The sequence below is a fragment of the Paenibacillus sp. IHB B 3415 genome, assembly GCF_000802655.2.
GTDB lineage: Bacteria > Bacillota > Bacilli > Paenibacillales > Paenibacillaceae > Paenibacillus_AQ > Paenibacillus_AQ phytohabitans.
This window is the reverse complement of record NZ_JUEI01000022.1, coordinates 91,124-104,970: the sequence shown is the minus strand read 5'-3', so window position 1 is coordinate 104,970 and position 13,847 is coordinate 91,124. Positions and strand designations below refer to the sequence as shown.

Genomic DNA, 13,847 nt, shown 5'->3' with positions numbered 1-13,847 from the left:
GTTGTTCCCCCCATAAGTTACATCTTTGCTTGTTTCAGGTCCCTGTTATTCTAAATTCGCCGCTTGCTCGCGTATCTTCTCAAGCTCCGCCTTCATGTCAAGCGTGAGATTCACGATGTCCAGATGATTGCACTTGGACCCGATGGTGTTGGTCTCCCTGTTCATCTCCTGAATGAGAAAATCAAGTTTGCGCCCTGCAGGTTCACTGCCAAGCAGCAAAGCCCTGCATTGCCCGAAATGACTGTACAGCCGGGTAAGCTCCTCATCTATACTGCAGCGGTCGGCGAAAATAGCAATGTCCATGCCGAATTTATGCTCATCCCATGGGAAGTTCCCGTCATTCAGTCCGCTGAGCCGCTGCCGCAGCTTCTCGCGGTATTCATGCACAACCAGAGGCGCAAGCCCGGTTATCCCGGCATGCAGCTCTTCCAGCCGGTCAAGCCGGCGTGACAGATCAGCAGCCAGATACCTGCCCTCACGGGCACGCATCTCCAGCAGGGCCTCCAGACTAAGGCGGATCCCCTTCTCGAGGAGCTCTGTAACTTCTTCAGAGGGAGCCGCAGCAGCAGTCTGAATCTCTTCCTTGAATTCCATAACACCAGGCATAGAAAGTATATCACGGAGAGTCAACTCTCCCTGGAATCCATACTCCCGTCTTAAGGCCTCTGCGGCGTCCAGATAGGACTTCACCAGCGTGCGGTTCAGCGCATGCGCGTCAGCCGCACCCTCGGTGAGTTCCCTATTAATGATGACATCTACCCGTCCCCGTTTGATATGGGCTTGAACCAGCCGCCGCACCATATCCTCATAACCCGTCCAATCCCGGGGCATCCGCAGCACAACTTCGCAGTAACGGTTATTCACCGATTTGACTTCGAAACTAATCTTGTGTCCACCGAATTGCAGGGATGACTGACCGTATCCGGTCATACTAAATGACAACGGAATCACATCCATTACACTATTGTAATTGATTCTTACTAGCGAAACAAGGGGGACAATCTGCGTCCCTGCTTCGCCCAGACATACTCCAGCAGCTGTACACTCATATCATAGAACATAAAGGGTGTAATCAGATAGATGCCGTTAAAATGCGCAGTCGCCGCATCCAGCAGCTCCTTGGCAATGAGAACGCCTTCCGCGCGCCCCGCTTCGCCTTCCAGTCCCTGCATGCGGCTGCGGACCTCGGGGGAGAGCTGAATTCCCGGAACCTCATTATGGAGATATTCAGCGTTCCGGCCGCTGGCCAGCGGCATGATTCCGATAAAGATCGGAATATCCAGATGCTCTGTGGCTTTGGCAATCCGGGCAATTAATTCAGGATCATAGACAGGCTGGGTCATAATGTAATCCGCACCGGATGCGATCTTCTTCTCCAGCCGCTCCACCGCCTTGTCCAAGTGCTTGACATTGGGATTAAACGCAGCACCGATCACGAACTTCGCCTTCTGTTTGAGCGGCTTGCCCGAGAAGGCCACACCGTCATTCAGCTGTCTGATCATACGTATAATTTCAAAAGAGGTCAGATCATAAATCGAGCTGGACCCGGGCAGATCACCGAAGCGCGCCGGATCACCGGTTACAGCCAGTACATGGTCAATGCCAAGAGCGTCAAAGCCCATTAAATGCGACTGGGTACCAATCAGATTGCGGTCCCGGCAGGCAATATGCACCAGCGGCCGCAGCCCTGTACGGGCCTGAACCAGATGTCCCAGTGCCATATTGCTCATCCGGGTAACCGCAAGCGAGTTGTCTGCCAGCGTCAGCGCATCCGCGCCGGCTCTGCGCAGCGCTTCCGCTCCCCGCATGAACTTCGCGATGTCAAGATCACGCGGCGGATCAAGCTCTACGATCACTGTATGCCGTTCCTTCACCAGATCCACAAGCGTCGGTTCTGCTCCGCCCTGTCCTTCATCCTCACTAAGATGCTCATGCACAGAAATCCGTTCTGCCATTCTATGTTCATCAGGTTCCGGAAGCGGCGTAACCGCATAATCCTTGAGTGCAGCGGAAATTTCCGCAATATGCCGGGGAGTGGTGCCGCAGCATCCTCCGATGATCCGGCTGCCCATATCCGCGAAGACCGGAGCCATCTGGCCGAAATATTCCGGTGATGCCCCGTAGCGGTACTGGCCGTCCACATAATCTGCTACCCCCGCATTGGGATAGATCGATACCGGAAGCACAAGCCGCCCCTGAAGAGTGCCAAGCGCACGCTTGATGCCGTTCGGCCCGGTGTTGCAGTTGAAGCCGATTACATCCGCCCCGTCCTGTTCCAGAATGCGGAACGCCTCAGGCAGAGTCAGCCCGTCCAGTGTGCGCGCCGAGTCATCTACAGCCAGCTGGCAGATTACAGGAAGCCCGCTGAGCTTGCGGACGGTTCTGAGTGCCAGGTGAAGCTCCTCCACATCATAAAAGGTCTCCAGCATGATACCGTCCGGCTGCTCTTCCAGCAGCGCAGCAATCTGCTGCGAGAAAAACCGCTTAAGTTCAGCCGAGGACAAATTAGCCCGTTTGCCGGCGCGTATAGATCCCACAGCCCCGACTACATAGCCGGTCTCTCCGGCTGCACGGCGGGCAATGCTCACCCCGGCGCGGTTGATCTCCCCAACCTTCGATTCCAGCCCGAATTTGGAGAGCTTATCATAGTTCGCCGAATACGTGTTACTCTCCAGCAGGACTGAACCGGCTTCCATGTAGCTCCGGTGCACATCCTCAATCACCTCCGGAGAGGTCAGATTCAATTCCTCATAGGAGATGCCTACAGGAAAACCCTTTTGATATAAAAAGGTTCCCATCGCCCCGTCTCCGACCAATACGTTATTCTCCCATGCAGAGCGCAAATCCGGCTTCACCGTAAGAACCTCCCCTTTTTTGTCATTAGTTTCATACTAATGTAACATAAAACGGGATGGATGATAAGCTTTGATCAGCGGAAACAGACGCCCTTTGCATGGCATACCGGCAAATGATTCATACTACTCCTATTCTTTTACAGAGGAGCCTGTCCAATGAAAAAAAACACCCGTAAGCTGCTGCTGCGCAAATATGCCGTCATCCTGCTGCTGTCCGTCCTCTCGCTGCTGTATCTGTACCTGGGGGACTGGCTGTTCGGGTACGGGCTGGATAATATCGGCTACATTATCGATTACCTCCTCTACACTGCTTCCGAGAAGCTGACTGCAGCTGTGCTGGTCCTCTGCATGATCGTGCCGGATGCCGTCTACTGGATACGCGGAACTCAGCCCGGACGCGGTGCAGAGAAATGAGCCCGGACTGCTGCCATCACTACCAGCACTGCCGGAACAACCAGCATGAAAAAAGGATACACCAAATATAAAAGACCACCTCCCTCATCCAGATGCTCTATAAAGCTGCGGGCATCCAGCATGGAGGTGAACAGAATAATCAGCGCACAAGGATACAGCATCCGGCGGAAAGGCATATGGAACAGCTCCGAAATACCGACCAGCGCAGCGGCAAAGAACACGGCCATTTTGAAAAACACCCCGATAATCAGCACCATTACTACAAAAATATCCACACGCTGGATAAAATCCGAGATCGAAATCTTGCTGATCGTCGGCATCAGCGGCAGCGGGGAGCGCTCCACAATATCCTCACCCAGGACTGAAATATTCAAGGCCATAGTGAAGCTGAGCAGAATGGCGGAGAAGAGGATACCGGCGGCGATGACCCAGGGTCCTTTTTTGACATTGGACAAATAGGGCATCAGCATGGTGAAGCAAATCATCTCCCCGAACGGAAACATGTAATTCTGATGCGCCACCGAGAACAGCACAGGCTGAAGGCCATTCTCAAGCACGGGCAGCAGTCTGTGCAAATTGATAGACCCCGAGAGCACCAGCATAATTGTGCCGAACAAGCCGATCAGCATCACGACAAGCGCAAAAACCACCGAAGTCCTGCTCAGCACCTCCACGCCTTTATGCAGCACATACGCCCCCGAGAGCACCATCAGCGTGCTGAGAATGAACAGCGGAGTGTTGTGCATGGTTGCCATAGCGAGCATAGTGCTGCCATCGCGCAAATCCCGGGCGGCAAGGTTAATGTAGAGAATGATGTACAGTATGGCCACCGGAGTTCCGATATATTTGCCGAGCAATTGCCGCGTATAGGCGGTAAAAGGCATGTCGGGGTGCTTGCGGTACAGATAGGCATAACCCGTGAACACGATCAGACCGGCCACACAGCCGACCAGAATCGAGAGCCAGGCATCCCTGCCGGACTCCATGCCCAGATTGACAACCAGTGCCGTTCCCAGCTCAAACAAAACGGTCAAGCAGAAGAACTGGCCCAGTCCGATTTTGATCGTCCCCATATGTAGACCTCCCCGGTTTTATTTGTTGATCTGAAAAGAGTTGCTGCGCATATCCGTATGCCGGATGACGGCATCTGCGTCAAATTGGACTTCACAGGCTGCGAAAATATCCTCCCAATGATCCTTGACCTGCTTCCAGCCGCGCGGATGGTTCCGCTGCAGTACCTGGCCGAAGCCGAGATAATCGCTTTTGAACTCCCGTGCTGAAGCAATTGCTGTCTTAATCTGCTTGATCGTTTCCTCCGTCAGCTGTTCAGACAATCCCTCCAGTACCTCCGGTGAAGTAAGGTCCAGGGAATTGGCAGATTCCTTAATCGCAGCCTGTTGTCTGATTTTCACGATAATGACCGGATGCTCCGGATCTGTAACAGCCGTATTCAAGGTTACCTGGGAATGATAGACATTGAAAGACAGATAGCCGCCTTCCTTGTCTCTGATTACAACGGGAAACTCTTTGATTTTGTTATGCAAAAGAACGGTGCCCAGCGCGGCGTCGCCTTCCAACCAGCCTTTCATCTTATCGTCCTTGAACGCTGCCAGTCCTGAAATTCTCAGAATGGTCCGGGGCTCAATGCTTTTCAGGTTATCATTGGTGTCAGCGCCCCCCCTGCTTCCGCTCGTAAACACCCCATTGATAATAGGTCCGCCTCCTGTGAGCTGAACCCCGCGGATCACATCATCCACCTCCATCCGGAAGTTGTAGCCGAACTGCTTCGAAGTCGTCTCCAGCTTCTCCACCAGATCATTTGCGGGGATTTTGCTGAACACGGTCATCGTTGACATCAGCTCATGCGCCGGCTGTCCTTTGGCGATAAAGATCAGACTGGTGAGCCTGGTATCACTCTCCCGCTCCAGCACATCCAGGATATCCTTGATCCCTTCACGGGCAAGCTCCTCGGACACCACCAGCACCCGTACATGCCCCAGGGATAAGAAACGCGCTGTTTGCCGGGAAGCATCGGCCAGTGCCTCGAACATCGTCCGGCCGGTACCTGTGTACATGGCAACCGGGGAAATCCCCCGGGCATTCTCCCCGGATATTTCCTCAGCAACGATGACCTGAAAAGACAGCCGGTATTTCTCGGCCTCGGTCGGACCCCGGTCGATGGCAACCCCTGAGACGATGGCACGGCGGTTAAGCTCCACATTGTCCCAGCAGCCGGTAAGCAGGAGCAGCGGCAGAAGAACCAGCAGCAGTCCAGGGAAGACGGTTATCTTAGTCATCAGTTTCATGTTGTTCACCTTCGCCCTGCTGCCTGGCAGCGGTATTATTCTTGAGAATGAGCGGAGACAGCTGCTCGTCATAGCCCGTCGTTAGCTGCATGTATTCAGGCAGCTCTGCGCGCATCTGCTGCGGTGATTTGCGGGGGCCCATCAGCCAGAGCGGCAGCCTGAGAATCGTATCCTTCTGCCCTTTGACCGAAAGAGGCACGAACGGGGATAAGTAGGGAATGCCGAAGGTACGCAGGCTGTTCATATGTGCCACTAGTACAATCAGTCCCAGCGTAATCCCGTAGAAGCCGAACATGCTTGCCATGATCAGAAAAGCAAACCGGATAAGTCTCCCGGCAATCGCCATGTTATAGGCCGGAATGGCAAAGCTGGCAATCCCGGTCAACGCTACCACGATAACCATGATCGGTGTAATGATCCCCGCTTCCACCACAGCGGTTCCCAGGATAAGCGCACCGACAACGGATACCGTTTGCCCGATGACACGGGGCATCCGCACACCGGCTTCCCGGAGAATCTCAAAAGCCGTTTCCATCAGCAGCACCTCCACAAAAGCCGGGAAAGGCACATTCTCCCGCTGCGAGAGCAGATTGATCAGCAGTGTTGTCGGTATCATCTCATAATGATAGGTAGTCAGTGCAAGATAAACGGAAGGGCCGAGAATCAGGACCAGAAAGCTGACATAACGGATGACCCGCATCAAAATGGCAATATCAAAACGCTGGGAATAATCCTCCGCAGACTGAAAAAACTGCGTGAACACTGCCGGAAGAATCAGGACAAACGGGGTGCCGTCGACAATAATGACCACTCTGCCTTCCAGCAGATTGCCTGCCGCCACATCCGGCCGTTCCGAATTGTATATGGTAGGAAAAGGGGTGAACGTCTTATCCTGAATTAATTCTTCAATGAAACCGGACTCCAGCACTTCATCTAAGGCAATCTTACGCAGGCGTTCCCTGACCTCCCGGATCAGATCTTCCCCAGCTATTCCCTTCATGTACATCAGAGCGACATGGGTCTGTGTTTCCGTACCTATCTTCATGTATTCCAGACGCAGCTTGGGCGATTTGATCCGGCGGCGGATCAGTGAGATGTTCGTGGCTACCGACTCTACAAAACCATCCTTCGGCCCCCGGACCACAAGCTGCGAGGAAGGCTCGCTGACCGAGCGCTGCTCTCCGCCCCGGGTCTCGCAGATAATAGCTGTCCGGTATCCCTCCAGCAATATAACGGTGTCGCCTGAGAGAACGGCCAACATGATATCCTTCCATTCCTCCTGCAGTACCGCGTCGCCGATTTCCAGGGCGCGGTTTAGAATCAGCTGCGGGAGGGGGGAGCGTCCGTCGCCGGGCTCTGCGGTGAATATGGGGGCGGACTTAGCAGCAGACTCAGCTGTGGCGTTAATTGCAGCTTCTGCCGGAGCTGCGGTGCCGGTTGAAGCCGCAGGATCACCATGGCTGGTCTCCGGTGCGGCTTGATCGCTGGCTGTTACCATGTCGTCCGTATCGTCCGGGAACAAGCCCTCCGTATTGCCCAGCAGCGAGCCAATTACAAATTCGTTTACGGCCACCGTATCGGCCAATCCGCTGAGATGAATTGCCGCCGCTTCAATCCGGCGTTCTCCGCCGATCTGGATTCTGCGGACTTTGAGATCCGGACTGCCGCCAAGCTCAGACTGCATATTATCCAGGTTCCGGGCAACGTTATCGGACAGATATGGAGTTCCGCCTTCAGCTGTCTGGTTCGCCGGAGCTGCAGCTGTTGTCTGTTTATGTTTATTGGACCATGACTTCATATCCGCCTCACCCCTCCCTTGCTCATGCAGAGTTCTATTATTCGCGGATCTCCTTGCCATTATTCGGCTGGGTTCCCTCCGGGCTGGAGCTTAGAGGTATCCATGGGCTGAATGGAGATTCTTAAGTTCACGCCACTTAAATTCACGCCACACCGGCAAAATGTTGCACGTATTACAGCTTTGGCTCATAGATACCCGGGCATTCTAGAGGATTGTTGTATGAAATACAGGAATTATCTCGCAAAGTGGCTTGGTGGAGGCGAAATGCTGCTTTTCGTACAACAATTCCGGATATGTACCGGAATAAAGAGGGAAATGTTGTATTTCGGGAAGGATTTTAAAAAATGGCGGACTGTGTGCGGTCAGCGGAATTCATCAGGGAATTCGTGCTCCAGCAGCAGCTAAAAGTCCAAATCCCACCGGGCTGAAGGCCCGGCGGGTGAAGGCCCGGCGGATGCAGAAATCCCCCGCAAGCTCGCAGCTCGCGGGGGATTCCAGATCTATTGCTATTGGTGTTTAATCTGCTATCCGTATCAAATCCGGTTTAAATATCCACCGAACCGGTATACACCACCTGTGCAGGACCTGTCATATACACATGATTATCTTCCTCATTCCACTCGATGAACAGGTCGCCGCCCTTCAGGCTGATCCAGGCTGAACGGTCTGTTACCCCGTTCAGTACGGAGGAGACCAGAGTGGCACAGGCTCCGGTTCCGCAGGCCAGTGTAGGTCCGGCTCCGCGCTCCCAGACACGCATATCCACATGTCCGCGGTCCACAACGGTAGCGAACTCCACATTTACTTTGCGCGGGAAGAGCGGATGAACTTCCAGCTTCGGTCCCCACGTGCCGAGGTCGAAGGATACAGCATCATCTACATAAATAACCGCATGCGGATTGCCCATGGAAACAGCGGTGAATTTGAATTCCTTTCCGTCCGCCTCAATCGGCTGATCCAGCACAGGCTCTGCATCGATCGCTACAGGAATCTGCAGTCCGGACAGAACCGGCTCGCCCATATCCACGGTAACAGTCTCCACCACACCATCTTTTACCTTCAGGGACACTTTCTGTTCACCGGCACCAATCGTTTCGATCACAATCTGCTCCGATTCCACCAGTCCGTGCTCATACACATATTTGGAGACACAGCGGATGGCATTGCCGCATTGCTCGGCTTCCGAGCCGTCAGAGTTCATAATACGCATCATATAATCACCGCGCTCTGAAGGCAGAATGTATACCAGACCGTCAGCGCCGATGCCGAAGAACCGGTTGCACAGCGTAACTGCCAGCTCCGAAGCATTGCCCGGCAGCTCATCCTCGCCGAATACAACTATAAAGTCATTGCCTAGTCCGTGCATCTTAGTAAATTCCATTATATCGTCCACTCCTAAAAGTTTTGTCAGCCTAATTCAGAAGCATTAGCTGAGTTTTGTTTGAAATATGCCAGCCGGTTCATCGTAAACCAAGCTTCCCAGTGTAACCAGCATACCTTAAAGGAGTGGAGTGATGCTATTGATTTTATGCCGAAAACTTTGTACTTTTTATCATTTGCCGTCCGCCGCTGCGGCTGCGGTTCTTCTTGCCGCCCCAGACGCTGCCCGCACCCATCAGGAAAGTCGGGACACCGGCCATCACCAGCACCAGGCACCATTCGCGGAAGCTGAGCGGAACGGTCTTGAATACCGGCTGCAGGAACGGCAGGTACATTACGGCCAGCATCAGGATCACAGACGACAGAACGGCGAGCACCAGCGCTTTGTTCTGGAACGGATTCCGGTGGAATACCGACCGGGAGCTGCGGCAGTCGAAGACATGGATGAGCTGGGCCATAACCAGTGTGGCAAAAGCAACCGACTGCGCCCGCACCAGCTGCTGTGCATTATCCGGAGCAATGCGCAGCGTCAGCCAGAATGCGGCCAGGGTGCAGAGGCCGATCAGCAGCCCGCGGCTGACGATCTTCCAGCCCAGACGGCGGGCAAAGATATTTTCCTTGGCTCCGCGGGGCTTGTGCTCCATTAAATCCTTCTCAGGCTGATCTACCCCCAGCGCCATCGCCGGCAGTCCATCCGTGACCAGGTTGACCCAGAGAATCTGGATCGGCACCAGCGGCAGCGGCAGCCCCAGCATCATCGCGAAGAACATCGTCAGAATCTCGCCGACATTCGAAGCCAGCAGATAGCGGATAAACTTGCGGATGTTCTCATAGATATTCCGGCCTTCTTCAATGGCCGCAACAATCGTCGAGAAATTGTCATCCCCTAAGATAAGTGATGATGCTTCTTTGGTTACATCCGTGCCGGTGATACCCATGGAGATTCCGATATCCGCCGCCTTGATAGCCGGAGCATCGTTCACACCATCCCCGGTCATCGCTACCACATGGCCCTGGCGCTGCAGCGACTTGATAATCCGCAGCTTATGCTCAGGAGATACCCGGGCGTATACATAGACGTTATCGGACACTTTGTCGAGTGCATCATCGTCCATCCGGGTAAGCTGGCTGCCGGTCAGGACAGTTCCCCCACGCTGCAGAATGCCGAGCTGATGGGCAATTGCTTCCGCAGTCGTTCCATGGTCCCCGGTAATCATCACTGTTTTGATTCCGGCCCGGCGGGTAACTTGAATCGCATCGCGCACTTCACGGCGCGGCGGGTCAATCATTCCGGCAAGCCCTACGAAGACAAGCTGGCATTCCGCTTCTTTCTCGCTGCCGGCCACTTCTCCTGTACGCATCTCGCGGTATGCCATCCCGAGTACGCGCAGAGCACCTCCGGCCATTTCCTCATTGGCCTCCAGCACCTTCTGGCGCAAGGTTGGCGTACAAGGAACTACTCCGCCTTCCCACAGCATATAGGAGCAGCAATTCAGCAGCACATCAGGCGCGCCCTTGGTGCAGATCATCCGTCCGCCGGGATGGCTGACGATCACAGACATCAGCTTGCGTTCAGAATCAAACGGAAACTCCGTTTCCCGGGTATAGGTAACAGCAAGCGTTTGTGCGGTTAACCCCATTTTGGCAGACAAGGTCACCAGCGCGCCTTCTGTCGGATCCCCCTTAAGCTCCCACACAGACTGGGTGTCCGCAACCTTATCGGCTTCTGCGCCTTTGCCCTTCTTCTTGCCGCGTGTATCGGCGATAGTCTCAAAAATCTCCGCATTGCTGCATAAAGCCCCCACCTGCAGCATCCGCCGCAGACTCTGGTCATTCTTCAGATCTACAGGCTTGCCTTTATGGAGTACATGTCCTGCAGGCGAATAACCCTCCCCGGTCACTTCCAGACTCCGTCCGCCGTTCCACACCCGCGTTACCGTCATTTTATTCTGAGTGAGCGTCCCCGTCTTATCCGAGCAGATGACCGAGGCACAGCCCAGGGTCTCTACGGACGGCAGCTTCCGGACGATGGCCTTGCGCTTGATCATCCGCTGGACGCCCAGGGCAAGAGCAATGGTTACAATCGCCGGAAGACCTTCCGGAATGGCTGCTACGGCCAGACTGACACCTGCCAGGAACATCGCCGGCGCAGGCTGTCCATGCAGAATCCCTGCAAGGACAACGACAATCGTGAGGCCCAGGGAGACATAGATCAGAATCTTGCCAAGCTGCTCCAGACGGTGCTGCAGCGGCGTTTCCTGGGTTTCCGTATTCTGGATCAGGTCCGCAATCTTGCCCATCTCGGTATTCATGCCGGTGCGGACGACGACTGCCCGGCCTGTTCCCCGGGTCACCATCGTGCCCATGAAGCCGATATTCTTCTGGTCGCCAAGCGGGATCTCTTCGGCATGGATCGCCTCCGCATGCTTGGAGACCGGTAAGGATTCCCCCGTCAGTGCCGATTCCTCGGCGTATAGGGCGCTGCACTGCAGCCAGCGGACATCCGCAGGGATACGGTCTCCGCTCTCCAGCAGGACGATATCACCGGGCACCAGCATTTTGGCTGCAATCACTTCCTGCTTCCCGCTGCGCAATACCTTGGCAGACGGGGCAGACAGCTGTTTCAGTGCCCGGAGCGAACGCTCTGCGCGGAACTCCTGTACGAAACCGAGTACCCCGTTAAGCAGAATAATGGCAACAATCGTAATCGCATCGAGATATTCGCCAAGCAGGCCGGATACCAGTGTCGCACCCATCAGCACCAGCACCATGAAATCCTTGAACTGATTGAGCATGAGCGTAACAGGCGATACCTTTTTGCCCTCCGACAGCTCATTGTACCCGCTCTCTTTACGTCTCTCTGCAGCATCCTCAGCGCTCAGACCCGCTCCCGGATGAACGCTGAACATCTCCTGCAGCTCCTCTGCACCGAGGTGGTGCCAACTTTTTTGTTCCATGACTTATCTTTCCCCTCCCGGTCGTTTCTTGACTTCCGGCGGCACACAGCTTTTCCACCTGTTCATGTCCAAGTGTATTCATGGTCGTCCCAAATTATCACCGCATCCGGTTTCTCCTTTTGCGCGAACGAGTGAAAGTATGGCATCATAGAGAGAGTACATTATTTTTAGGCGACAGGAGAACTTTATCATGGCATTAGACGGCATCGTTACCAAAGCGATCGTGCATGAGCTTCAGCCCTTCATCGGTGCACGCGTCGGCAAAATATATCAACCCAGCACACATGACCTGATCTTCACCCTGCGCGGTGCGGGCGGCGGCGGCAAGCTGCTGCTGTCAGCGAATCCGACCTACCCCCGGCTGCATCTGACCGAGAGAAGCACTATCAATCCGGCGGAAGCGCCAATGTTCTGCATGCTGATGCGCAAGCATTGCGAAGGCGGCACCATCGAGAGCATCACGCAGGTGGGCATGGAGCGGATCATTCATATGACGATCAGAACCCGGGATGAGCTGGGAGATGTCTCCGCCAAAAAAATCATCATTGAGCTGATGGGACGGCATAGCAACATCATTCTGACCGAGCTGTCCACCGGCACGATTATCGACGGGATTCATCATGTCACCCCGTCGATCAGCAGCTACCGGGTCGTTATGCCGGGAGCGGCCTATACCGAACCGCCGCAGCAGCATAAGCTGAATCCGCTCGGCATAAGCCAGGCCGCTTTCATCTCGTTGATGGCTTCGGCTGAAGAAGCAGCCCTCTACGCTGCAGAGCATCCGGAGGAGCCTGAGGAGGATATGATCGAAGGCGAGATTGCGGGGCTTCTGGCCTCGCTGGAAGAACCGAAAGCCGACGGCTCCGGCGGCCCTTCCCCTTCAGCCGATCCGGCGGGCTGGCTGGTGCATGCTTTTAACGGCCTCAGTCCGCTCATTGCCGGTGAGATCGTCCACCGCTACAAGGCACTCGGGGGCGATGCCCAGGAGTTCAGCAGCGGGGTAAACCACCCGGAGCAGCTGTGGGAAGCCTTCAATTCCGTAATGGAGCCGGTAAGGGAGCTCCGGTTCTCGCCGGTCTCCGGCTTGAATGCTAAAGGCAAGCCCATCTTCTCCGCCATACCGTTGAAGCTGATGGGCGGGAATGTGAAGCAGTACAGCTCAATCAGCACGTGTCTGGAGGATTATTACGGGGATAAAGCGGAGAAGGATACCGTGAAGCAGCGGGTAAGCGACCTAATCCGTTTCCTCGGCAATGAGCGCGGCAAAAACATCAAGAAGCTTGCCAATCTGCAGAAGGATCTGGATGAAGCCCAGGACGCCGACCAGTTCCGGATCTGGGGCGAGCTGCTGTTCGCTTCCCTGCACACTTTGAACAAAGGGGATAAGACGGCAAAGCTAGTAAACTATTACGATGAGAATCAGGCAGAAATCACTGTTCCGCTAGATCCGCTCTTAAGCCCTACGGACAATGCGCAGCGCTATTTCAAGAAATACAACAAATATAAGAACAGCCTGCGGGTCATCGGCGAACAGCTGCTCAAGACCCATGAGGAAATTGCCTACATGGAGACGCTGCAGCAGCAGCTCGCCCACGCCTCACTGAATGATATCGAGGAAATCCGCGAGGAGCTGGTGACCCAGGGTTATCTGCGGGACCGCAGCAAAAAGGGCAAAAAGAAGAAGAAGGCGACCCGCCCTACCCTGCAGGTATTCACCTCTTCCGAAGGCATAGATATTTACGTCGGCAAAAACAATCTTCAGAACGAATATGTCACCAACCGGCTGGCTTCGGCGAACGATACCTGGCTGCACACCAAAGACATTCCGGGTTCGCATGTGGTCATCCGCAGCGAGGAATTCGGCGATGCCACCCTGGAAGAAGCTGCACAGCTCGCCGCCTACTTCAGCCAGGCCAAGCAGTCGAGCAGCGTTCCGGTAGACTGCACCCTGATCCGGCATGTCCGCAAGCCCAGCGGAGCGAAACCGGGCTTCGTCATATACGATCATCAGCGGACGCTATTCGTGACACCGGATGAAGAGCGTATCAAGGGTCTGGCCAGCGTTCTGCGAAGCTAGTCCCGGGAAGCCAAACAACCTCCAGCCACAGGCATCATCGCCAATGGAATGGAGGTTGTT

At 54.8% G+C, this 13,847-nt stretch carries 9 protein-coding genes; 2 read left to right on the top strand and 7 right to left on the bottom strand.

Annotated features, from left to right (window positions below; translation table 11 throughout):
* Positions 1-45: 45 nt before the first annotated feature.
* Entirely contained in the window at positions 46-942 is an 897-nt protein-coding gene (locus QW71_RS12295; RefSeq protein ID WP_039297994.1) for a YicC/YloC family endoribonuclease, read from the bottom strand.
* A gap of 38 nt (positions 943-980) precedes the next feature.
* Entirely contained in the window at positions 981-2,855 is a 1,875-nt protein-coding gene (locus QW71_RS12290) for a bifunctional homocysteine S-methyltransferase/methylenetetrahydrofolate reductase (RefSeq protein ID WP_039297992.1), read from the bottom strand.
* A 156-nt stretch (positions 2,856-3,011) separates the two neighbouring features.
* On the opposite strand from QW71_RS12290, the gene QW71_RS12285 reads away from it, so the two are divergent.
* Positions 3,012-3,269, top strand: coding sequence for a hypothetical protein (locus QW71_RS12285; protein WP_039297990.1), 258 nt, complete (start codon positions 3,012-3,014; stop codon positions 3,267-3,269).
* On the opposite strand, the gene QW71_RS12280 is transcribed toward QW71_RS12285, so the two are convergent.
* The 5 genes from QW71_RS12280 to QW71_RS12260 form a co-directional block, all read right to left on the bottom strand.
* The gene (locus QW71_RS12280; RefSeq protein ID WP_039297988.1) at positions 3,242-4,342 is read right to left on the bottom strand and encodes a GerAB/ArcD/ProY family transporter; all 1,101 of its coding nucleotides are present in this window, start codon (positions 4,340-4,342) and stop codon (positions 3,242-3,244) included. The genes QW71_RS12285 and QW71_RS12280 overlap by 28 nt on opposite strands.
* A gap of 18 nt (positions 4,343-4,360) precedes the next feature.
* Positions 4,361-5,575, bottom strand: coding sequence for a Ger(x)C family spore germination protein (locus tag QW71_RS12275; protein ID WP_052769997.1), 1,215 nt, complete (start codon positions 5,573-5,575; stop codon positions 4,361-4,363).
* Positions 5,559-7,373, bottom strand: a complete 1,815-nt coding sequence (locus tag QW71_RS12270) for a spore germination protein (protein WP_235441452.1) — start codon at positions 7,371-7,373, stop codon at positions 5,559-5,561. The genes QW71_RS12275 and QW71_RS12270 overlap by 17 nt, the downstream gene beginning before the upstream one ends.
* A 544-nt stretch (positions 7,374-7,917) precedes the next feature.
* Positions 7,918-8,754 carry a diaminopimelate epimerase gene (gene dapF, locus QW71_RS12265; RefSeq protein ID WP_039297986.1) on the bottom strand — a complete coding sequence of 279 codons (837 nt, stop codon included), beginning with the start codon at positions 8,752-8,754 and terminating at the stop codon, positions 7,918-7,920.
* Positions 8,755-8,899: 145 nt separating this feature from the next.
* The gene (locus QW71_RS12260; RefSeq protein WP_039297984.1) at positions 8,900-11,710 is read right to left on the bottom strand and encodes a calcium-translocating P-type ATPase, SERCA-type; all 2,811 of its coding nucleotides are present in this window, start codon (positions 11,708-11,710) and stop codon (positions 8,900-8,902) included.
* Positions 11,711-11,900: 190 nt separating this feature from the next.
* Between QW71_RS12260 and QW71_RS12255 the strand changes: the two genes are divergently transcribed.
* On the top strand, positions 11,901-13,787 hold the full coding sequence (locus tag QW71_RS12255; RefSeq protein WP_039297982.1) for an NFACT family protein: 1,887 nt from the start codon (positions 11,901-11,903) through the stop codon (positions 13,785-13,787).
* Positions 13,788-13,847: the final 60 nt, after the last annotated feature.